The 22,408-nt window shown below is 71.0% G+C and carries 16 protein-coding genes; 9 read left to right on the top strand and 7 right to left on the bottom strand.

Going from position 1 to position 22,408, the window contains the following annotated elements; translation table 11 throughout:
* Positions 1-52 precede the first annotated feature (52 nt).
* On the bottom strand, positions 53-2,185 hold the full coding sequence (locus tag AB1046_RS12445; RefSeq protein ID WP_369369624.1) for a polysaccharide pyruvyl transferase family protein: 2,133 nt from the start codon (positions 2,183-2,185) through the stop codon (positions 53-55).
* A 228-nt stretch (positions 2,186-2,413) separates the two neighbouring features.
* Between AB1046_RS12445 and AB1046_RS12440 the strand changes: the two genes are divergently transcribed.
* The 3 genes from AB1046_RS12440 to AB1046_RS12430 all read left to right on the top strand — a co-directional run bounded on the left by AB1046_RS12440 (position 2,414) and on the right by AB1046_RS12430 (position 5,858).
* Positions 2,414-3,658 (top strand): NTP transferase domain-containing protein, encoded by a 1,245-nt coding sequence (locus AB1046_RS12440; protein ID WP_369369623.1) that lies wholly within the window; start codon positions 2,414-2,416, stop codon positions 3,656-3,658.
* A gap of 57 nt (positions 3,659-3,715) precedes the next feature.
* A complete protein-coding gene (locus AB1046_RS12435) occupies positions 3,716-4,609 on the top strand; it encodes an N-acetylneuraminate synthase family protein (protein ID WP_357449041.1) in 894 nt (297 codons plus the stop codon).
* A gap of 205 nt (positions 4,610-4,814) precedes the next feature.
* A complete protein-coding gene (locus AB1046_RS12430) occupies positions 4,815-5,858 on the top strand; it encodes a glycosyltransferase family 2 protein (RefSeq protein WP_369369622.1) in 1,044 nt (347 codons plus the stop codon).
* 101 nt (positions 5,859-5,959) lie between these two features.
* Here AB1046_RS12430 and AB1046_RS12425 read toward each other — a convergent pair whose 3' ends face one another.
* The gene (locus AB1046_RS12425) at positions 5,960-7,183 is read right to left on the bottom strand and encodes a DUF6716 putative glycosyltransferase (protein ID WP_369369621.1); all 1,224 of its coding nucleotides are present in this window, start codon (positions 7,181-7,183) and stop codon (positions 5,960-5,962) included.
* Entirely contained in the window at positions 7,180-8,253 is a 1,074-nt protein-coding gene (locus AB1046_RS12420) for a hypothetical protein (RefSeq protein WP_369369620.1), read from the bottom strand. Before AB1046_RS12420 ends, AB1046_RS12425 begins: the two co-directional genes overlap by 4 nt.
* 164 nt (positions 8,254-8,417) lie before the next feature.
* Here AB1046_RS12420 and AB1046_RS12415 point away from each other — a divergent pair, with 164 nt between their 5' ends.
* Together AB1046_RS12415 and AB1046_RS12410 are read left to right on the top strand one after the other, a co-directional pair.
* The gene (locus AB1046_RS12415) at positions 8,418-9,407 is read left to right on the top strand and encodes an ABC transporter permease (RefSeq protein ID WP_369369619.1); all 990 of its coding nucleotides are present in this window, start codon (positions 8,418-8,420) and stop codon (positions 9,405-9,407) included.
* A complete protein-coding gene (locus tag AB1046_RS12410) occupies positions 9,400-10,386 on the top strand; it encodes an ABC transporter ATP-binding protein (protein WP_369369618.1) in 987 nt (328 codons plus the stop codon). Before AB1046_RS12415 ends, AB1046_RS12410 begins: the two co-directional genes overlap by 8 nt.
* A gap of 89 nt (positions 10,387-10,475) precedes the next feature.
* On the opposite strand, the gene cysC is transcribed toward AB1046_RS12410, so the two are convergent.
* Complete coding sequence (cysC, locus tag AB1046_RS12405; protein ID WP_369369617.1) at positions 10,476-11,816, bottom strand: adenylyl-sulfate kinase; 1,341 nt, start codon at positions 11,814-11,816, stop codon at positions 10,476-10,478.
* 239 nt (positions 11,817-12,055) lie between these two features.
* Between cysC and AB1046_RS12400 the strand changes: the two genes are divergently transcribed.
* From AB1046_RS12400 to cysN, 3 genes are read left to right on the top strand one after another with little or no spacing between them, the layout of a single operon-like run.
* The gene (locus AB1046_RS12400) at positions 12,056-12,946 is read left to right on the top strand and encodes a 3'(2'),5'-bisphosphate nucleotidase CysQ (protein WP_369369616.1); all 891 of its coding nucleotides are present in this window, start codon (positions 12,056-12,058) and stop codon (positions 12,944-12,946) included.
* A 3-nt stretch (positions 12,947-12,949) separates the two neighbouring features.
* On the top strand, positions 12,950-13,852 hold the full coding sequence (gene cysD, locus AB1046_RS12395) for a sulfate adenylyltransferase subunit CysD (RefSeq protein ID WP_369369615.1): 903 nt from the start codon (positions 12,950-12,952) through the stop codon (positions 13,850-13,852).
* On the top strand, positions 13,852-15,168 hold the full coding sequence (gene cysN, locus AB1046_RS12390) for a sulfate adenylyltransferase subunit CysN (RefSeq protein WP_369369614.1): 1,317 nt from the start codon (positions 13,852-13,854) through the stop codon (positions 15,166-15,168). The genes cysD and cysN overlap by 1 nt, the downstream gene beginning before the upstream one ends.
* A gap of 77 nt (positions 15,169-15,245) precedes the next feature.
* On the opposite strand, the gene AB1046_RS12385 is transcribed toward cysN, so the two are convergent.
* On the bottom strand, positions 15,246-16,763 hold the full coding sequence (locus tag AB1046_RS12385; protein WP_369369613.1) for a S8 family serine peptidase: 1,518 nt from the start codon (positions 16,761-16,763) through the stop codon (positions 15,246-15,248).
* A 196-nt stretch (positions 16,764-16,959) separates the two neighbouring features.
* On the opposite strand from AB1046_RS12385, the gene AB1046_RS12380 reads away from it, so the two are divergent.
* On the top strand, positions 16,960-19,053 hold the full coding sequence (locus AB1046_RS12380) for an acyltransferase family protein (RefSeq protein ID WP_369369612.1): 2,094 nt from the start codon (positions 16,960-16,962) through the stop codon (positions 19,051-19,053).
* On the opposite strand, the gene AB1046_RS12375 is transcribed toward AB1046_RS12380, so the two are convergent.
* Positions 19,013-20,077, bottom strand: a complete 1,065-nt coding sequence (locus tag AB1046_RS12375; protein ID WP_369369611.1) for an acyltransferase family protein — start codon at positions 20,075-20,077, stop codon at positions 19,013-19,015. The two genes, AB1046_RS12380 and AB1046_RS12375, sit on opposite strands and share 41 nt — an antisense overlap.
* Before the next feature lie 43 nt (positions 20,078-20,120).
* Positions 20,121-22,367: an acyltransferase family protein gene (locus AB1046_RS12370; RefSeq protein ID WP_369369610.1), complete on the bottom strand. Its 2,247-nt coding sequence runs from the start codon at positions 22,365-22,367 to the stop codon at positions 20,121-20,123.
* Between the last annotated feature and the right edge of the window lie 41 nt (positions 22,368-22,408).

Here is a 22,408-nt window from a genome sequence, read left to right as displayed (position 1 = left end):
TAACTCCCTTTCGGTGTACTGGGACCGGACGAGTCTAGCGGCCGGGCGGCCGTCAGCCCTTCGCAAGTTCCGCGGCCGCGGAGCGGACGTGCGGCAGGAGGACCTGCTGCCGGTCGGCGACGTCGGATCGGTAGGCGTCTTCCCTGTTCAGGACGTCGAGAGTGCGTTCGGCGAGCCCTGCACCGAGGTGAAGATCACCCACTTCGAAGCCCCAGTCCAGCCGGTCTACGTCCTGCAGGAAGAACCTCATCTTCGGGTGGGACACGATGCTCAGGACCGGGGTGCCCACGCCGAACGGGATCATCGTCGCGTGGCCGCGCATACCGATCACGAGCGACGCCCGCCGGTAGACGTCCAGGGCGTCGGGCTGGTCCATGGTGTGCAGCTCGTCGACGGGCAGCGAGAGGTCGTGCTCGGCCTCGAGATCCTTGGCGAGCCGTACGTCGCCGCGCGTGTGCGCCGCGATCCGCACGTCCGCGCCACCCTTGCTCGCCTTCTCCACGAACTCGACGATCTGCGTGAGGAACTCCCCGTAGCCGCCGCGGAAGCGCCGCTCGCTGCGGTCGAACGCCGCGTTGAGCAGCACCGTGCCGGAGCCGGGGCTCCCGGCGGACAACCCGGGGCGGATGTGCTCGAGCACGGTGGTGGGGCAGGGCACAAAGCGCACCTTGTCCTGGAGATCAGCGGGCAGCAGGTCGCGCACGCGCTCCATCGAGCCGGTGTTGCGCAGGCCGAGGAACTCGGCCTTGCGCGCGAAGGCGACCAGGCTGCGGTGGAACAGGTCGCCCTTGAACCGCTGCCCGGTGAAGAGGTTGAAGCCCACGGCGAACGCGTAGACGGGGACCGTCACCGCATCGAGCGCGGCGGGCGGTACGTTCCACTGCCAGCCGCTGTTCCCGTTGGGTGACGTGTCCGGGAGGAACAGCCCGCCACCACCGACGACGAGTGCGCGCTGCGCGTTCGCGATCCGGACGAACTCGTCGTCGAACACCTGGTGGGCGTGGAAGGGCACCCAGTCGGTAGGCCCGGCGGGCTCGGTGATCGCGTCCCGGACGGCGTCGGGCAGCACGATGTCGCCGAAGTTCTCCCCGCGGTCCACGTAGAAGGCGACGTGACCGAAGCCGCCCGTGGGAGCGTCCGCCTCCCGGGGCGTCACGGGATGCTCCACCCGGCCCAGGACCGTGCGGACCGTCGAGCGCGGCATGTCGTGGCGCAGCGCGCGGCGCGCGAACGTGTGCGCGGCCTCGTCGTCGTGCACGACCCAGGACACCTGCGCCGCACGGACGGAACCAGGGCCGGGGCTCGCGATCCTGAAGGCACGCACTGCACTGTCGTACCTGCTCAGCGCCGCCATCGAGTTCCCGAGCGCCATGAGGTACCGCTCGGAGACGAGGCCGTAGGTGCGGAACGTGCCCTGGAGCAGGCCGAGGGCGCCCGCGTGGTCGGCGTCGGCCGCGACGAACTCGGCGTTGCCGACGGCCATGTCGAGCACGCCGGGCGGCGCGGTCAGTGCTTCCAGCCGGCCTGCGTCCGCGAACTCGTCCAGAAGATCGGCCAGCGGACCCGTGACGTCCAGGGTGAGGCAGGCCAAGAGATAACGTCCGAAGACGGTGCTGGCGTCCGACAGCTTCGTGACGGGCAACGCCACCGCGACGTCGCGCAGCTCGGCCAGCTCCGCCGGACCCTCGTGGCGGAGCACCTCGGCTCTCAGGTCCATGAACTGCTGCAGCTCTTCGACGGCGCGCCGCGCGTTGGTCTGGCGCCGCGCCACGGAGCCCGTGCCCCGGGACGACTGGTAGAAGGCCTGCTCCGCGGCCTCTGCGTCGCCGGCGAGCACCGCGAGGAGACCGGTGAGGCGGCCCACCTCCGGGTCGGGCGAGTCGGCCCGCAGGAGATCCGTCAGCCGGGTCGCCGCCCGCAGGTCCCAGCGGTCCACCGCGGCGTGGGCGGCCTCCAGCACCGTCGCCCGCACCTTTCGGACCTCGTGCCAGGGCAGGTGACCCTTCGCGAGCTCGCGCGTGATGTACGAGTCGAGCTGCGGCCGCGAGCCTGTCGTCTCCTGCAGCGCACGCATCACCTCGGTGGTGCGCCGCGCGTTCTCCCGCCGCTCAGGTCGGGTGACTGCTCGAGACAAGCCGCCGGTGGCGTGCGGGGCGTTCGCCTTGCGACCTTCGGATTCGGGCACTCGAGCTGTCTCCGTTCTCGGCACGGACGCGCCGGCCTGCGAGGCCGCGCACACCGCTTGGTGGGGAAATCCTGGCAAGGATTCTGAGGAACGCGATCTACCACTGCGCAACGGCAGGATCCCACACCTTGGGCGGGCCCGAGTGCGGGCGCTGTGTGCGTCGCAGTGCGTGGGTAGCGCTACTGTGGACGGCGTATCCATCCCGACTCAACCGCGAGAGTGCCACGTATGTCCCTACCCGGTGAAACCCCGTCCGCCGTTGTCATTATCCCGGCCCGGGGAGGCTCGCAGGGTGTACCCCTGAAGAACCTCGCGCGGGTGGACGGGATCACGCTCGTCGGGCGTGCAGTCCAGGCGGCGCTCGCCGCCCCCTCGGTGGCCGAGGTCATCGTCTCGACCGACCACGACGAGATCGCTGCCGAGGCCCGCTTGCACGGTGCGCGCGTCGTGGCTCGCCCCGCGGAGATCGCGGGCAGCACGGCGTCGTCGGAGTCCGCGATGCTGCACGTGCTCGACCGCGTCGAGGCCGGCGACGGCGGCCTGCCCGCCCAGGAGATCCCGCCCGTGACCGTTCTGGTGCAGTGCACCTCGCCGTTCATCGACCCGGAGGACCTGGACACGGCGATCCGCCGCGTCACGGTGGGGGAGAAGGACGTGGTGGTCGCGGTCTCCGAGACCCACGACTTCCAGTGGCGCGTCGACGACGGCGTCGCCACGCCCGTCGGCCACACCACCGAGTACCGCCCGCGCCGCCAGGAGCGCGCCCCGCACTTCCGGGAGACCGGTGCGTTCTACGTGATGCGCACCGATGGGTTCCGGGAGAGCGGCCGCCGCTTCTTCGGCGACGTCGGCATCCAGCCGCTGGCACCCGAGTGGTCCATCGAGATCGACGAGCCGCGCGACCTCTGGCTCGCCCGCCAGCTCGTCGACCAGGAGAGCGACGCCGCGCCGCTGCCGCTCGACGTTGATGCGCTTGTCACAGACTTCGACGGTGTGCACACCGACGACCACGCCTACGTCGACCAGGACGGCACCGAGCAGGTGCGGGTGAGCCGTGGCGACGGCATGGGCGTGTCCCGTCTGCGCCGTACGGGCCTGCCGTTCCTCATCCTGTCGACCGAGACCAACAAGGTGGTGGCCTCGCGTGCTGACAAGCTGAAGGTGCAGGTCATGCACGGTATCGAGGACAAGGCCACCGCTCTGCGCGGCTGGATCGCCGAGCAGAACCTCGACCCGGCACGGGTCGCCTACGTCGGGAACGACATCAACGACCTCGCCGCGATGGCGGTCGTCGGGTGGCCGGTCGCGGTAGCCGACGCACGCCCTGAGGTCAAGGCTCAGGCCAGGCTCGTACTGTCCCGCGAGGGCGGGAACGGTGCGATTCGTGAGATCTGTGACCGTATACTCGCTGCGCGTCCGGGTGAAGTCACCACAAGTCCAGCAACTGCCCAGACCCCCGTCGTCACCGGTTAGTCCCGACGACACGTAACAGCACTAACCTGTGCTCGACCCTTTCGGAAGGACCTTGTTATGAGCGCGACGAACGCGCAGCCCGCGCCGGTCACCATTGGCGACCTGCAGGTGGGCGCCGACCAGCCCGTGTACGTGATCGGTGAGATCGGCATCAACCACAACGGTGACGTCGAGATCGCCAAGAAGCTGATCGACGTCGCGGTCGAGGCCGGGTGCCAGGCCGTGAAGTTCCAGAAGCGCACTCCGGAGATCAGTACTCCGAAGGACCAGCGCGACAAGATCCGTCAGACGCCCTGGGGCGAGATGACGTACCTCGAGTACAAGTACAAGGTTGAGTTCGAGGAGCCGGAGTACACGGAGATCGACGCGTACGCCAAGGACAAGGGCGTGCAGTGGTTCGCCTCTCCGTGGGACGCCCCGTCGGTGGACTTCCTTGAGAAGATGAACGTGCCGACCCACAAGGTCGCCTCCGCCTCGGTCACGGACCACGAGATGCTTCGTGCCCTGGCCGCGACCGGCAAGCCGATCATCCTGTCGACCGGGATGTCGACGCTGGAGCAGATCGACGCCGCCGTGGAGATCCTCGACACGAGCAAGCTCGTGATCCTGCACTCCACCTCGACCTACCCGCTTCCCCCCGAGGAGGCGAACCTGCGCACCATCACGACGCTGCAGGAGCGCTACGGCGTGCCCGTCGGCTACTCGGGCCACGAGACCGGTCTGCAGATCTCGATCGCCGCAGTGGCGCTCGGTGCAGTCGCCGTCGAGCGGCACATCACGCTCGACCGCTCGATGTGGGGCTCGGACCACGCCTCCTCGCTCGAGCCCAAGGGCCTCGAGAACCTGGTGCGCGACATCCGCATCCTCGAGAAGGCGCTCGGCGACGGCCAGAAGCGCGTCATGCCCGGCGAGTTCTCGCCGATGTCGCGCCTGCGTCGCGTCGACGCCTGAGCCGAAGACGCAGCGCAGGGTGAGGGCCGAGGAGGCACTCGCCCGGAGCGCAGGCTCAGGCGTGATCGATAGAGTCTGAGCCGTAGCTGTTCACTTTCGGAGGCGGGCGCCGCACGCGCGGTGCCCGCCTCTGATGTACCCGGGTCCGGCAGGCCCCGGGACACGTCCGGGCCGGACCGGCCCAGCTATCGCGAGAGGGGGCCTCGTGCCCGAGCGGGTAGAGGCGGCGAGCATGCCGTTGGTGACGGTCGTCGCCGTCGTACGAGACGAGGAGCCGTACCTCGAGGCGATGGTGCGCTCGATCCTGGGCCAGGACTACCCGCACCCGCTGCACATGGTGCTCGCGGTAGGCCCGTCGAAGGACCGGACGCGTGAGATCGCGGACAAGCTCGCGGTCGAGACCGGCCGCGTCACGGTGGTGGACAACCCGACGGGCTCCAAGCCGCTCGGCCTGAACGCAGGCCTGGAGCGCATGCCCGAGGGACACTCGATCTTCGTCCGGGTGGACGGCCACACCGTGGCCGAGCCCACGTACGTGCGCCGTGCGGTGGACGCGCTCCAGGCAGCGGGGGCCGACGGCGTCGGCGGGCGCATGCTGCCCGTCGGCGACACCCCGGTCCAGAAGGCCGTGGCGCGCGCGATGACCCACCCGGCGGGCCTGGGTGCGGCGTCGTTCCACACGGGCGGCACCGCCGGCCCGGCCGAGACGGTCTACCTGGGCACCTTCCGCCGCGAGGCGCTGGAGCGTGTGGGCGGCTACTCGCCCGTGTACGTGCGGGCCCAGGACTGGGAGCTGTGCCTGCGGCTGCGCAACAGCGGCAGCCTCCTGTGGTTCGACCCGTCGCTCGTCGTCGAGTACAAACCGCGCCGGACGCTGGGCGCCATCGCCACGCAGTTCTGGCGTACCGGCATGTGGCGTCGCGAGGTGGTGCGCCGCAACCCCGGCACCGCCAACCCCCGGTACCTCGCCCCGCCGACCGCCGTCGTAGTGCTCGGCGCCTCGATCGTGCTGGCCGTGGCCGGGGCGATCGCGGGCTCGCTGCCCCTGGTGCTGGTCGGCCTCGTGGCGCCGGCCGCGTACCTGCTGGGTGTGCTCGCCGCGTCGGTGCATGCCGCGACGCGGCAGCCGCGGCTCGACCTGCGCTCGGCGCTCGCCCTGCCGGCGACCCTGGTAACCATGCACATGGCCTGGGGCGCGGGCTTCCTCCGCGGCCTGACAAACCGAGTCCGGGTAGACGACGGCGTCTAGCCCCCGCGCCCTCCCGGGCGATCCCGCGAGATCTGGTGTCTGCGGCGAGATCTGGTGGCGCACCACCAGATCTCGCCGCAGACACCAGATCTCGACTGGTCTCAGGCCTTTCGGTCCAGGAGCAGGAGGCGGGCCGGGCGAGTGGTGAGGCGGATCGTGTCGTAGACGAACTTCGGCAGGTACATCTGCAGCGCCATGCGGAGGTAGCGGGTGCGGAGCCACGGCTTGACCTCTGGCAGGTCGGTCAGGGTGCCGGCCCTGCGGCGCTCGGCCAGGTCGCGGACCGTGGCCGGCAGCTCCGACTCGGTGCCGTGCAGGTAGTTGTCCTCGAGCCAGGCGGGATCCGGCTTCGGCCCACCCGTGCGGAACGCCTCGGCGGCGGCAGCGACCGGCAGCACGCAGCCGCTGCCGGCGAACGGTGCGTTGAGCAGCTCGGGGGTCACGCCGAAGTCGTCGATGATGACCGTGGACAGGTCCAGGGCCAGCGACTCCATCGCGGCGGTCGAGCTGACGGTCATGAGCGCCGAGCCGGCCTGCAGCCACTCGGCCATGGGGCCGTCGACGAACCGCAGCGCGTCGCTGCGGTGCCCGAGCCGCTCGTGCTCCGTGTCCCACAGCTCGTCGTAGGGGAAGGCCTCGTTGTGCGTCTGCCGCTCGCCCTTGCGGGCGCGCAGCTTGACGATGACCTCGAAGTCCTCCTCGGCGAGCCGCGCGAGGCGGTCCAGGAGGGTGACGCGGTCGGGCCGGTTGTCCGGCACCTTGGCCTGCGCGGCGAACACGACGCGCTTGACCGGCTCGGTGCCGAGGCTCGTGGCCATGTGCTCGAGGAACGGCAGGCGTGCCAGCGGCACCTCCGGGGCGACGCCGTGCGCGGCGAACGCCACCCGGTAGGCGTCGACCTCGAGGCGGCTGTGCACCACGAACGCGTCGCACCAGCGGCGCCAGCCCGTGCCCTCGGGGGTGGCGGGCAGCGCCATGCCCGGCAGGCCGGTGATGAGCGCGGGACGGTGCTTCCCCGCGGCGGCGACGATGGCGCGCGCCACTACCTCGGCGACCGGGCCGGTGGCGGCGATCAGCACGACGTCGGGCGACTTTTCACGGATGTGCGCGGCGAGCTCCCGGACGGGCAGCACGGCGGGACGGACCACTGAAGACCCCGCGACTGCGGCGGCGATCTGACTGGTGGTCGGCGCGATCGGCGTCTTGACGATCACTGCCGAGCGGTCGAGCCCGGCCTCGTCGGCCGGGCCGAGCCTGTCCAGCGTCGCGCATGCCCACTTCAGATAGGAGTCGCTGTCCGCGACCGCGAGCACGCGGATGGTCATTCGTTCGCCTCCGGGGAGTCTGTTTTCTTAACGTCCTCGGCTGCGGCCCGGGCTTGCCGGGCGAGCTCGACGACGCTGGTCAGGTGTGCTCGCTGGTCGGCCGAGGCGCGCGCGGTCCACCAGTCGGCGGGCACGTCGAGCGCGGTGACGGGGACACCGAGCGGTGAAATGATAGTGGTCAACAGGATCGTCGATGTCGACGGCAGGCTCAGCACCCGCTGGCCGGCCCGCAGGCCGCGCAGCCGGATCTCGACGGGCGCGCCGGGCGCGTCCACGGTCACGCCGTCGGTCTCCGCCAGGGCCGCGAGCAGCTCCGGCGTCTGCCGGCGGTGGGGGAAGTAGCGCAGCGCCGACTCCTTGGCCAGCGACCTGATCCAGTCGATGTACCGGTGGGGATCGATCAGCCCGTCGGCGGCCATCGCCGAGCCGACGACGATCGTGGGCTCGGGGATCGTCTCTTCGACCGGCTGCGTGGTGAGCCAGCCGAAGTCGTTGTGCCGCACGTCGAAGCCCTGCGCCCGCAGGCCGGTGGCCAGGTCGGGCCCGAGGGGGAGTGCGGTGAAGATCGTCACGCGGCCGTCGGCGGCCAGCGACCGCAGGCGGCCGGCGGCCACGGCTCCGAGCCGACGCCGGGGCGCGCGCGCCGGCCGGCCGATCCGGACCAGCGGGTCGCGGCGCACCAGGAGGCGGCACAGCTCGAGGGTCGCCAGGCCGTCGTCGACCAGGACTATGCGCTCCGGGCGGCGCAGGGGGGCAGTGGCCTGGAAGAGGCCGGAGAAGGCGTCGCCTACGAGCCACACGGGCTCGCGCGCAGTCAGGGCGCTGCGCCGGCCCGCCAGGTCGAAGGTCAGCCCCTCGGGCAGGGCGAGCTCGCGGACGGCCTCCAGGGCGTCGCCCAGGGCGGGGACGTCGTCGCGGACGTGCACGTGCGTCTCGGTTCCGCCGTACCCGGCGGCGTGCGCTTCGACCGTGCAGAGCAGCTGCAGCGGCGACTCGACCAGGGCGCCGGCGACACGTGCAGACGCGGCGTGCGGGTCGGGTGTTCGAGGAGCGGGACGGGGGTGCTGCACGCGGTGCAGTCTCTCACGTGACGGGTCTTGCGAGGTCCGTCCGGTGTGGTCTCATGGCCCCGACGAGGATTCCCGATCACGCTGCTAGGGTCTGTGACCCGCTAGGATCGAACGGCCGGATCGTCCCCGGCAGTGCCCCCGACCAGACAGGTATTTCACGCACCGTGAGCACACCTACTACCGATGCGGCGCCGGCAAAGCCCGCCGCTGGCGATGCCAAGAAGCCGCCGCCGCCGCTCGTCTCCAGCATGACGTCTGCGGAGCGGCTCGCTCTCGCGAAGCAGTACGGGCTACGCCCCCTGAACGTCCGCCCGCCGCTCGGCGAGTACATCCGCAGCCTGGCGAGTCGCTGGGCGTTCATCCGGGTCCTGGCGACGTCCACGGCGTACGCCAAGAACCAGAACAACTACCTGGGCCAGCTCTGGGCAGTGCTCAACCCGATCCTCAACGCGGCCGTGTACGTGCTGATCTTCGGCATCGTGCTCCACCTGAGCCGCGGGGTGAGCAACTCGATCGCGTACATCGTGATCGGCGTCTTCATGTTCCGGTTCGTCGAGGCCTCCGTGAGTGGCGGCGCCAAGTCGATCAGCGGCAAGACGCAGCTCCTGCGCTCCCTGCACTTCCCACGCGCCGTGCTGCCGATGTCGACCGTGCTGTCGCTGCTCACCACGCTCATCCCGGCGATCGTCGTGATGTGTGCCATCACGCTGCTCAGCGGCTTCATCCCGACGTACGAGATGGTCCACGTGACGTGGTGGTGGCTGCTGCTGCCCGCGGCCGTCGCGCTGATGTGGATCTTCAACACGGGTCTGGCGTTCATCATGGCGCGGCTGGTGGCCAGCATCCCCGACCTCGACAACATCATCGGGTTCGTGATGCGGGTGCTGATGTACGCGTCCGGCGTGATCTTCCCGGTGTCGCACTACATCGAGGACCTGACTGTCTCCGAGACGACCAAGGCGATCTTCACCGGTGTGCTGGACTACCAGCCCATCGCGGTCTACCTGTACCTGGTGCGCTCCGTGCTGATGCAGGAGGAGGCCTTCCCGCCCAGCGGCCTGATGTGGGTGCTCGGCGGCGTGTGGGCAGTGCTGTTCTTCGTGATCGGTTTCATCGTCTTCTGGCGGGGCGAGGAGAGGTACGGACGTGACTGAGGCCGACGACCACATGGACTTCGACCTCGAGGTCGAGCCCGAGGACGCCGGGGAGGAGGCGCTCGAGACCGATCTCGGCGGCCTGTGCCTCGTGGTGGACGACCTGCACGTCGTCTACCGCGTCATCGGCGGCAGCGCCAAGAAGGCGGCCGAGAACGGCGCCGTCGTCCGCGATGTCAAGGTGAAGGTGCCCTTCTACAAGCGGCTGCTGCGGGCCGGACGCCGGCACGTCGGAGCCGTCAGTGAGGTGCACGCCGTGCGGGGGGTCTCCTTCACGGTGCGGCACGGGGAGTCCGTCGGGATCGTCGGTGTCAACGGCTCCGGCAAGAGCACGATGCTGCGGGCGATCGCGGGGCTCATGCCCCCGAAGTCCGGCAGCGTGCACGTCTCGGGCGAGCCGTCGCTGCTCGGTGTGAACGCCGCGCTCATGCCGTCGCTGACGGGTGAGCGCAACATCATGATCGGCGGCCTCGCGCTCGGGCTCACGCCCAAGCAGGTCGACGAGCGGTTCGACGAGGTCGTGGAGTTCTCCGGCATCGGCGACTTCGTCTACCTGCCGATGCGGACGTACTCGTCCGGCATGGGCGCGCGCCTGCGGTTCGCGATCTCCTCGGCGTCCTCGCCGGACATCCTGATGATCGACGAGGCTCTCGCCACCGGCGACGCCGCCTTCAAGGAGCGCAGCAAGTCGCGCATCGAGGACGTCCGCGCCAACGCGGGAACCGTGTTCCTCGTGAGCCACTCGATCTCGACCATCGAGGCGATGTGCACGCGCGTGCTGTGGATGCACCAGGGCCAGCTCGTCATGGACGGTCCTGTGCACGAGGTCGCCGACGCGTACAAGAACTTCGTGCGGGCGCAGCGCCCCGGCATGGGGCCGGCCCGCCGTCGGGCGCTGCAGCGCAAGCGCGCGGCGGAAGAGGCAGCACTGAAGAAGGCCGAAGAGGCAGCGCGCAAGACGGCCGAGGCCACCGCGTAACCGCTGAGGTAGAGCAAAGTCGGACCGGGCTCCTGACTCGGCGTACCAAGTACGCCGAGTCAGGAGCCCGGTCCGACTTTCTACCTCGGCTACCCCCGCGGTTCGGTCAGCAGCGTTGCCAGATATTGGCGCACCGTCTCCACGGCGTCGGGCACCGGGGTGTCGGTGGTGTCGATGACGAGCTCGGCGTCGGCCGGCTCCTCGTAGGGCGAGGAGATGCCGGTGAACTCGGCGATCTCGCCGGCCCGGGCCCGGGCGTAGAAGCCCTTGCGGTCGCGGGCCTCGCACACCGCCAGCGGCGTGCTGACGTGCACCAGGACGAAGTGCGCGCCGGCCTCTTCGGCCAGGGCTCGTACCTTCGCCCGGCCGGCCGCGAACGGCGCGATGGGCGCGGCGACGGCGATCCCGCCGTGCTTGGCCACGAGCGCGGCCACGTACCCGATGCGTTCCACGTTGGTCTCGCGGGACTCGCGGTCGAACCCGAGGCCCTTCGACAGGTGGTGGCGCACCTCGTCGCCGTCGAGCAGGGTGGTGCCCAGGCCGTCGTCGTCCAGCTCGGCGGCCAGGGCGCGCGCGACCGTCGACTTGCCCGACCCCGACAGGCCCGTGAAGAACACGACGGCGCCCCGCCGGTGCGCGCCGCCCGCCGCGCGGGCGACCTCGGCGGCCGACGCCGGCGGGTACAGGGCTCGCACCGCGTCGTCCCGCACGCGGGACAGGGCCGCCACCCGCTCGGCGGTGGCCGGCGAGCGGTGCGCGGCGAGCGTCTCGACACGCGCGGCTCCGTAGGCGGCGGCGACCTCGTCGAACATCGTCCCGCCCGGGCCGTGGTCGTGGCCGGAGTCGGAGCCGGAGCCGGAGCCCGGCCCGGACCTTGAGCCAGGTCCCAGCCCCGGCCACGGCACGACGACGGTGGTCACCAGCGCCCCGACGCGTCCGGCCAGGGTGTCCGCCAGGCCCAGCGCCGCCCGCACCAGCCCGGGGGCGCCGACGACGCCCGCCTCCGGCGCGCGGCGCGCGACCGGCACGAGCAGCAGCACGGTGCCGGTGGAGGCGAGCGCCACCGCGGCGTCGGACTCCTCGCGGGTTGGTACCTCGGTGACGACCAGGCCGAGGCGGCTCCCGGCGTCTTCCAAGGAGGCCGCGTCGAGGGCCGCCCGCACCTCGCGGGCCGGACGGCGCAGCGCGGCGTCCCAGTGCGGACCGATCGCAGCGGCGAGCGGCTTGAGCGGCTCGAGGACGTCGGCAGCGTCGTCGGGCCCAGCGGTGAGGCGGGCCAGCGGGGTGTTCTCGGCGTCGGTCAGCACAACCTCGGCCGGGACGTCCGGCAGGGCGGCCGCGAGGGTCGACGGCGGGAGCGCGCCGCCGAGGGCCAGCTCAAGGAGGTCCAGCTCGGCGTCGGACAGGACGCGGGCGAGGGAGCCGGTCACCGGCGGCCCTCCCGGGTCAGCGCACGGGATCCCCGAATCCCGAGGAATCTCATCGGGATAGTGGGCATTAGCGTCTCCTGGCGTGGGTAGGGGTGATTATGGGCCCACTGGCGCTGGATCGCATGCTGGAATGGTAGCCTCGGCGCGTCCGCCGGACTTTCACCCACGGCATCTTGGCCCTTGTCGGGTGCCGCGCAGGACGGCCGGATCGCCGGAGAAGACGTCCACCCTGGAGATCGATGAACGCCCCGTCCCCCACGCTCCCTCAGGCTTCGCTCGACGACGATGCCCTGGCCCTTGCACTCGCCTCGGGAGCGGCGGAGGTGCTCCTCGCGCTCCGTGCCGAGGTCGACGCAGCCGGTGGCTCCTTCGTCGCCAAGGAGCTCAAGGACGCGGGGGACGCCGCGGCGCAGGCGTGGCTCGCCGCCGCGCTGGCCGCGGCCCGGCCCGCCGACGCGGTGCTCTCGGAGGAGGCCAAGGACGATGCCTCCCGCACCGGTGCGGATCGGGTGTGGATCATCGACCCGCTCGACGGCACTCGCGAGTTCGCCGAGCGGCACGCCGACGGATCCGAGGCCGACGGACCCGACGCAGGGCGGTGGCGCGACGACTTCGCCGTCCACATAGCGCTCTGGGAGCGCGGGGCCGGGCTCACGGTCGGAGCGGTGGCGCTGCCCGCGCGCGGGCAGGTCCTGGCCACCGCGGACGGCGTGCTGCCCTCGGACGACAGCGCGGCGGTCCTGGCCGGGAAGCGCCCGCTGCGGATCGCCGCGAGCCGGAGCCGCCCGCCCGCCTTCGTTGCTGACCTGGCCGAGCGCGACGACGTCGAGCTGGTGCCCATGGGCTCGGCCGGCGTCAAGGTGATGGCCGTCGCCGACGGTACAGTTGACGCTTATGTCCACTCAGGTGGGCAGTACGAGTGGGACTCCGCGGCGCCGGTCGCGGTGGCGCGGTCCCGGGGACTCGTCTGCACTCGGCTCGACGGATCCGAGCTCAAGTACAACCGGGAGAGCCCCTGGCTCCCTGACCTGTTCGTATGCCCCCCGGCTCTGGCTCCGCACCTGCGTGAGCTGCTCGGCACCGTTGGTGTCGTGTCCGTGGCCGGGGCAGATTTCAAGGTAGGTGCTTGAGGAGTGAAGAGTCACGTTCTGAGCCAGCTGCGCAGCCTGGAGGCCGAGAGCATCCACATCATGCGCGAGGTGGTGGCCGAGATGCAGCGGCCCTGCCTGCTGTTCTCCGGCGGCAAGGACTCCATCGTCATGCTGCACCTGGCCGTCAAGGCGTTCGCGCCGGCCCGCGTCCCGTTCCCGATCATGCACGTCGACACCGGGCTGAACTTCCAGACCGTGCTCGACTGCCGGGACCGCTGGGTGGACCGCACGGGTGTGCAGCTGGTCGTGGCCTCCGTCCAGGAGGGCATCGACCGCGGGCTGGTGCGCGAGGAGCCCAACGGCTCGCGCAACCGGATCCAGACCCCGGTGCTGCTGGAGGCCGCGGAGAAGCACGGCTTCGACGCGCTGTTCGGCGGCGGGCGGCGCGACGAGGAGAAGGCCCGCGCCAAGGAGCGCGTGTTCTCCTTCCGCGACGACTTCGGCCAGTGGGACCCGAAGAACCAGCGCCCGGAGATCTGGAACCTCTACAACGGCCGCGTCCACCAGGGTGAGTCCATCCGCGTGTTCCCGCTGTCCAACTGGACCGAGCTGGACATCTGGTCGTACATCGAGGCGGAGCAGATCGACCTGCCCGACCTCTACCTCGCCAAGGACCGCGAGGTAGTCGAGCGCAGCGGCATGCTCTACGAGGTCAACGACTTCACGCCGCTCAAGGACGGCGAGACCGCCCAGGTCGTCTCCACGCGCTACCGCACGGTCGGCGACGCGAACCTCACGGCGTGCGTCGAGTCCAGCGCGGCCACGCTCCGCGACGTCGTCGAGGAGGTCGCGGCCGTGCGCCTGACCGAGCGCGGCGCCACGCGCGGTGACGACAAGGTGAGCGAGGCCGCCATGGAAGACCGCAAGAAGGAAGGCTACTTCTGATGACGACGACTCTTGACGAGGCCACCTCGGAGGGGCGCAACGAGCTCGTCACCGGCGACCTCCTGCGGTTCGCCACTGCCGGCTCGGTCGACGACGGCAAGTCCACCCTGATCGGCCGGCTGCTGTTCGACAGCAAGTCGATCTTCGCCGACCAGCTCGAGTCGGTGGAGCAGGTCAGCAAGGACCGCGGCAACGACTACGCGGACCTGTCGCTCCTGACGGACGGCCTGCGTGCCGAGCGTGAGCAGGGCATCACCATCGACGTGGCGTACCGCTACTTCGCGACGCCGAAGCGCAAGTTCATCATCGCGGACACCCCGGGCCACATCCAGTACACGCGGAACATGGTCACCGGCGCGTCGACGGCGGACGTAGCGCTGATCCTGGTGGACGCGCGCAAGGGCGTCGTCGAGCAGTCCCGGCGGCACACGTTCCTCGCAACGCTGCTGGGTGTGCCGCACATAGTGGTCTGCGTGAACAAGATGGACCTGGTCGACTACGACGAGCAGGTCTTCGAGAAGATCCGCGCCGAGTTCACCGAGTTCGCGGCCCGGCTGCGGGTGCCCGACCTGACCTTCATCCCGGTGTCCGCCCTGGCCGGCGACAACGTGGTGAACAGGTCCGAGCGGATGCCCTGGTTCGACGGCTCGCCGCTGCTCAGCCACCTGGAGCGCCTGCACGTCGCCTCGGACCGCAACCTGGTCGACGTCCGGTTCCCGGTGCAGTACGTGATCCGGCCGCAGCAGAACGACGCGCGCGACTACCGCGGCTACGCGGGCACCGTCGCGTCCGGGGTGCTGAAGCCGGGCGACCGGGTGCTGGCGCTGCCGGCCGGTCTGGAGACGACCATCGCGTCCATCGACACGGCCGACGGCCCCGTCCAGGAGGCCTACCCGCCCATGTCGGTGACGGTGCGCCTGGCGGACGAGATCGACATCTCGCGGGGCGACATGATCTGCCGCCCGAACAACGTCCCCACGGTCACGCAGGACATCGACGCGCAGATCTGCTGGATGGACGAGGCGCAGTCGCTGGTGCAGGGCAAGAAGTACGCGATCAAGCACACCACGCGGTGGGCGCGCGCCCTGGTCAAGAACATCAGCTACCGCGTCGACGTCAACACGCTGCACCGGGACGAGGGCGCAGAAGAGATCAGGCTGAACGAGATGGCCCGGATCACGCTGCGCGTGACCCAGCCGCTCTTCGTGGACCCCTATCAGCAGAACCGGCAGACCGGGGCCTTCATCCTCGTGGACGAGGCGACCAACAAGACGGTCGCCGCGGGAATGATCGGCACCGCCGCCCACCAGTACTGACCCGCCGGCGTTGAGTGCGGGGTGCCCGGCCCGTCGAACCGTCTCGACAGGCCGGACATCCCGCACTCAGCGAGGGGTTACCTGCGGACCGTCACCGCGTCCAGGGCGTCCGTGATGCCGTCGCCGTAGAAGCTGTTCTCCGCCAGCTCGCCCACGCAGACCGGACCGGCCGTGGTGGTGCTGCACGCGTGGTCGTCAGCCTGGGTGCGGACCGCCGCCTCCAGCTTCGCGGGGCTCCAGCGCGGGTGCGCCGACTTCAGGAGCGCCAGCACGCCGGCGACGTGCGGGGACGCCATCGAGGTGCCGCTCTTGGTGTCCCAGGTGCCGTTGAGCTCGGTAGAGACGATGGCGCTGCCCGGGGCAGCGACGTCGATCTTGCCGAGGCCACGGTTCGAGAACGAGCTCAGGGCGGTGGTGGACGTGATGGACGAGACCGTCACCACGCCGTCCAGCTCCGTGGGGATGTCCTCGCAGCCCGAGTTGATCACGCGCTGCACCGCCGCCGAGTCGTTCGGGCTGGCCGCGTCCGTCGTGTTGTTCGCCAGGTCGGTGGCGGCGTTGCCCGCGGCGGCGGCGTGCACCACGCCGCGCTTCGTCGAGAAGTCCACCGCGCGGCGCACGGCCTCCTTCGCGGCAGCCTGGTCGGGCTGGTCCTCGCACCAGTACATGAACGGGTCGATGTAGTACGAGTTGTTCGTGACGTCCATGCGCTCCAGGCCCGCCCAGACGAAGCCGCAGATCGCGTACTCGGGGTAGATGAACCCGTCGTCGTTCACGACCTTGACCGAGGCCATCGTGACGCCCGGGGCCACGCCGACGATACCGAGGCCGTTGTCGGCAGCGGCGATCGTGCCGGCCACGTGTGTGCCGTGGTCAGACGTGGTGGGCAGCCAGCCGGTCGCCGAGGTGTCCGGCTTGCCGCCGTCGGTGCAGTTCACCGACAGGTCTGCGTCGACCTGGGTCGCCAGGTCCGGGTGCGAGGCGTCGATGCCCGAGTCGAGCACACCGACGACGACGTCGGACGATCCCGGGTTGATCGTGATGGCCTGGTCCGCCTTGATGAGGGACATGTCCCACTGCGTGGCCTCACCCGGGTCCGGCACCACGGTGACGCCCGCGTCGTCCGACGGCTCGTCCACCGCGTCACCCGGGGTCTCCTTCTGCGCCTGGCTCGTGACCGACCTGTTCGCCTGGACACCAGCCGCGCTCTGTGCGCCGGGTGTGCCCTCGGTGGGGGACACGGTGCGGGTCGCGCCGACCGACTCGATGACGCCGACGCGGTCGGCCGCGAGCACGTCCTCGCGGAACGAGCCGTTGGCCGAGTGCACCACTACGACGCCGATCTGCGGCCAGCTCTGCACGACTACGCCGTCGGCACGCTTGATCGCAGTGGTGGCCAGCAGCGTCTGGCCGACGCTCGCGCGCTCCGTGTTCACGACGTAGGAGAACAGGGCACCGTCCGGCGTGACGATCGGGACCGGGGTGGACTCGGGCTCGTCGGCCGCCGAGGCGGCGACGCCGCCGCCGAGCGCGGTGAGTGCGAGCGTCGCTGCCGTGACGACGGCGAACGCTCTACGGGAGTGGGAGTTGCGCATGGTTCACGCTCCTGTGGGTGATGACGGGTCCCCGTGCGGGACCCGTAGGGCAACCTACGCGCTCTGACCAGGATCGCCATCACATCCGCACAATAGAAACAGGTGCGAAACACGATCTTTTTCATCCACATTTTTTGTGGCACAGTGGCCCCCGTCCTTGGCCCCGAGACGAAGAACCTGACACTCCATGACGGCTATGACGACGGCAACCGCCGCCACGCCGGACCGGGCCGCCGAGGTTCCTGTCCGCCCACGTAAGTTCCGTGCAGAGGTCCAGGCGCTGCGGGCGCTCGCTGTGCTTCTGGTGCTCTTCTACCACATCGATCCAGCCGTGCTGCCGGGCGGCTACATCGGCGTCGACGTCTTCTTCGTGATCTCCGGCTTCCTCATCACGGGCCACCTGTGGCGCGAGGTCTCGACCACGGGCTCGGTGAGCCTCAAGAAGTTCTGGGCCGCCCGCGCTCGGCGCATCCTGCCGGCCTCCCTGGTCGCGACCGTTGGCGTGATCGTGCTCTCGCTCGTCCTGCTGCCGCCCTCTCTCGTGGATACATGGTGGCGGCAGGCGCTCGCCTCCGTGTTCTACGTCGAGAACTGGGCGCTCGCGGCCGAGGCCGTCGACTACCAGGCGGCCAGCAACGACCCCACCGCGTTCCAGCACTTCTGGTCGCTGGGCGTGGAGGAGCAGTTCTATCTGTTCTGGCCGCTGCTCGTGCTGCTGGCGGTCGGGATCTGGGGCGGGGTGCGCGGCGGCATAGTGGTGAAGAACCCCGAGACGCTGCGCCGCATCCTGCTGGCCATCTTCGGCGCGGTGTTCGTCGCCTCCCTGGTCTGGGGCGTCCGGCAGTCGCTCGCTGACGACCCGGTGGCCTACTACTCGACGCTGACCCGGGTCTGGGAGCTCGCCGCCGGCGGCATCCTTGCCCTCCTGATCCGGGACACGCAGCGGTTCGGGCCGCTGCGCAACACGCTCGCCGTGTTCGGCGCGGCGACCATCGTCGCGGCAGCCTGCCTGTTCGACGACGGCACACCGTTCCCCGGCCTCGCCGCCCTCGCGCCAACGCTGGGTGCGTGCGCGGTCATCCTGGCCGGCCGCACCTCGGGCCCCGGCTCGCTGCGCACGATCACCGAGTCGTGGGGCGTGCAGCGCATCGGCGACGTCTCCTACTCGCTGTACCTGTGGCACTTCCCGGTGATCGTCTTCTTCGGTGTCTACACCGGACGGGACCCCAGGTTCACCGACGTCATGGTGATCCTCCTGGCCTCGTTCTCCATGGCGATCGCCAGCTACGTCCTCGTGGAGCAGCCTGTCCGGACGGTGCGCTGGTTCCGGGCCGACGGGCGTCTGCTCGTGGCCGCCCTCGTCGCGATGGTGCTGGTGGCCGGGCTCGCCCTGACCTTGCCGTGGCGGGTGCAGGGCATCATGGCGCAGTGGGACGAGAACGCCCAGGCCGCCGCGAGCGCGGCGGACGAGACCGTCCCCGAGGGGATCCAGCAGGGCCTCGCGCCGTTTGTCGCCGGGAGCACCGCGATCGCGCCGAACCCGATCAGGGCGGCCGAGGACCAGGATCCTGAGATCGAAGCGTGCCAGTCGACGCAGCGGGACACGGTGACGAGGACGTGCGAGTTCGGCGAGACCGAGAACCCGACGGCGACCGTGGCCGTGGTGGGTGACTCGCACGCCGCGATGTTCACCGAGCCGATCATCGAGGTCGCCACCGAGCGTGGCTGGCGCGTGGTCACCTACCTGCACGCCGCGTGCCCGTACAGCGCGGACAGCCGTGTTGGCGGCGGGCCCGAGATCGAGGCCTGCAACGAGGCCAATGCCCACACGCGTGTCGCACTGCGGGAGAGCCCGCCCGACCTCGTGGTCACCGCCTACCAGGAGTCGTACGTGCTCGAGCCGCGCGGTCTGGAGGAGTACGCGGGCGCGGCGGGCCTCGCCGAGGTCTGGAACGAGCTCGCCGACCTGGGTTCGCAGGTCGTGGTGCTGCGGGACACGCCGCACGCGCGGGACGACATCATCGAGTGCGTCTCCGTGCACTACGCCGACCCGACGCGGTGCGACCAGCCGCGGGTGGACGCCCTGGGCGGCCGGGACACCGTCCCCGCCGCGCTGGAGGCCGCACCGCGGGCCGAGGTAGGGGAGTTCTTCGACTACTTCTGCGACGAGAGGGCCTGCCCCGCGGTGATCGGGAACGTGCTCGCCTACCGCGACCCGAACCACGTGTCCGTCACCTATGTGAACCAGCTCACCGACCGGCTGCGCGAGGTGCTGCCTCAGGAGCCGTGACCGCGTCGTCGGGAGCCGTGACCGCGCCGTCAGGAGCCGCGACCGTATGGTCGCGGCCCTGGCGGCGCCGCGCTCCCACCGGTTCCAGGACGCCCGCCACTATGCAGCTCGCCACGAGGATCGCGACGGTGACGGCGGCGCCGAGCACCATCGAGCGCACCCAGCCGACCTCGGGGGTGTGCAGCGCGTCGGTGACGAACGGGTGCAGCAGGTACACGTACAGCGAGTGGTGGCCGATGGTCCGCAGCCCCTCGCCGACGATCGGCAGCGGCGTGCGCAGGGCGTCGCGGAGCGCCGGCAGACACAGCGACGCGCCCAGGGAGAGCACGGTGAACGCGACGACGCTCCACCAGGGCCCGGCGGCGTCCGACGTGTAGACCCAGCTCCGGGCGACGAGGCCGACCGCGACCACCGGCGCGATCCACCACAGGCTCAGGCGCGGGAACCAGCCGTTGCGTACCGCTACGCCGAGCAGGATCCACACGAAGTACCCGGCGTACCGGGCGTCGACGTTGTCCAGCACGACCTGAGGGACCAGCTCCTTCAGCGGGGTCTGGAACAGCAGTGCCCCCGCGACGGCGGCCACACCGAGCGCCGCTCGAGCCGGGGGTGAGGCGTTGAGTGGCCGGCCCAGCAGGCGCAGCAGCAGCACGCTCAGGAACAGCATCGGCACGTACCAGAGGTGGAACGCCGGGCGCAGGAGCAGCACCTCGAGGAACGCCTGGGGGCTGGCGAAGGCGTCCGGCTCGTGCAGCGCCAGCCACAGCACGCTGACCACGAGCCACGCGGCGATCATCCGCTTCCAGTAGTGGCGCAGCAGGTCGCCCCACGGCCGGGTGCCGAACCGGACCATCGAGATCATGTACCCGGACAGGAACAGGAACATCGGCATGTGGAAGCCGTAGATCATCCACTTGGTCCACGAGTCGCCCACGCCCTGCCAGAACGTGTGCCCGAAGATCACGAGCACCATGAGGATGCCCTTGAGCTGGTCTGGTCCGGGGTCGTGCCGCGTGCTGGTCATCGCCGCAGAGGTTACCCGGATCCGGCGGGTTTCCCGTCGTCGGTTACCCGGATCCGGCGGGTTTCCCGTCGTCGAACAACCAGGGGGCGGCCGACCGCAGCTGCTCGTCGATGACGGGCGCAAGGGTGCGCACGTACGTGTTGGTCAGGTGGTCGTCGTCGCGGTAGACGAGCACGTTGCCGACCACCGCCTCGCACAGCTCGGGTCCGCAGATCGAGTCGGTCAGGTCCAGGTGGACGGCGGCGGCCGGCACCCCGGGCGTGGTCCGCACGGGTGAGGTGGCGGCGAGCTGCTCGGTGCGGGGCCGCCCGCAGGCGGCCGGGATGGTCTCGCCCGTCATGCACTCGGGTACGAACCACTCGAAGCGGGGGTTGTCGCGCACGGTCACCACGCCGACTCCGGCGTCGGCCAGGATCTGCCACGCGTCGACCTGGCCATGCAGCACCTCCTCCGGCGAGCCGTCCTCGTGGGTTCGGGTGCCCACCACGACCACGGCGTCCGGGCGGGCGGCGACCAGGGCGTCCAGCGCTCGCTCGTTCCACGTGGCACAGGTCGGCGGGAGCTCCGGGTCGCCCTCGTCCGACGCCGCGAGGCGACACCCGTGCTTCAGCATCTCCCGCAGCTCCCAGCCGTGCTGGCGGGCGAGCGCGACAAACGCCTCCTCGTACTGCTGCTCGTGCGAGGCCCCGGCGAGATAGACGACGGCCGTCGGTTCCGCCGCTGCCACCACCGTGCACTCCAGCAGGTCGGGCAGCTCGATGCTCTGCGCGCAGTCCGGCCGGTCCGGGTGGTCGTCGAACGCGACCCAGGTGGCAGGCCGGAACGGGACGTCGGACCAGGCCTCGGTCAGCGGCGCGTCGGGGGCGAGCGCGGCGGCGCCCGGGTGGTCGGGCGAGGGATCGTGCAGCGCCGCGAGGTCGTGCCGCACCGCCGCTTCCTGCGCGTTGGCCGCGACCTGGGTGCCGCCCAGCACCAGCAGGGCGGCGCCGGTCAGCACCGCGAGGGTCCGGATGCCCGACGGCGGGGTGGTGGCCGAGGGGGAGACGTCGCCGGCCGGGCGGGCCGGGCGGGCGGGGCGGGTTTCCTGGGCCGGGCGGGCGCGGCGGGCCTCGTGGGCGAGCAGCGGTTCGGCGACGTATCGCGTGGTCAGCCACGCGAGGACCGCAGAGACCGTGAGGACGCTGACGGCGGTGACAGGCCCTGCCCGGTGGAATCCGGTCACCAGCAGCCAGAAGACCAGGACCGGCCAGTGCCAGAGGTACAGGGCGTACGAGACGCGCGCGCCGAACCGGAGCGGGGCGCTGTCCAGGACGCGCTCGACGCCCCAGGCGGGCCTCGTCGGGTCCTGCGGCGCCGCGCTTTGCAGAGTCGGACCCGGAGCGGTCGCGATCAGGACGAGCGCGGCGCCGCCGACGGGGACCAGCGTCCAGGCGCCGGGGAACACGCGGGCGCCGTCGACCAGGAATCCCGAGCCGACCACCAGGGCGAGCCCGGCCCACCCGAGGATGCCCCGCGACCACGCCGAGCTTCGCCACCGTGCCGAGCCCCGCCACCGCAGCCCCGGCCGGAGCGCCAGAGCGAGCAGCGCGCCCGCGCCGAGCTCCCAGAACCGCGTGAACGTGCTGAAGTAGGCCACCGGCTGGTCCACGGCGACGAGCCACAGCGCACCGGCGAAGGACGCCGCCGTCGCGACGCCGGTGACCGTGGCGAGCAGCCCGCCGGGCGTCAGCCGGGTGCGCCCGGCCCGGGCGCGGTGCTGCGCGACGCCGACCACACCCAGCACCACCAGCGGCCAGCCGGCGAAGAACTGCCCCTGGACCGACAGCGACCAGAAGTGCTGCAGCGGGCTGGCGTCGGGCCCGGCGGCACCGTAGGCGAGCGCGGCGCGAGCCAGCTCCCAGTTCTCCCAGAAGGTCGCGGACGCCCCGATCTCCCGCAGGACCCCCGACCAGCGCATCCGGGGTGCGAGCGTGAGCAGCGCCACGGTGACCGCGGCCAGTACGACGAGTGCCGCCGGCAGCAGCCGCGTGAGCGTGCGCGCGTAGTGCGCGGCGAGCCGCAGCCGCCCGGTCTCTGCGCGGCGCAGCAACGAACCCGTGACGAAGAACCCGGACAGCAGCAGGAACACGTCCACGCCGCCGGAGACCCGGCCGTCGCCGAACAGGTGGAACGCGACCACGAGGATCAGGGCGAGGCCACGCAGGCCGTCGACGGCGCCGATCCGCCCTGCCGGTCCTGTGTCGGTCGGGGGCGATCCAGGGCTGGCGCTCGCTGAGTGGGGCAGGGGCACATCGGTACCGTAGAGAGCCCGCTTTACGGCCCGGTTGACCG

It is taken from the genome of Promicromonospora sp. Populi (assembly GCF_041081105.1).
Classification (GTDB): domain Bacteria; phylum Actinomycetota; class Actinomycetes; order Actinomycetales; family Cellulomonadaceae; genus Promicromonospora.
The sequence above is the reverse complement of the archived record's forward strand: the minus strand, read 5'-3'. Positions and strand labels throughout refer to the sequence as shown.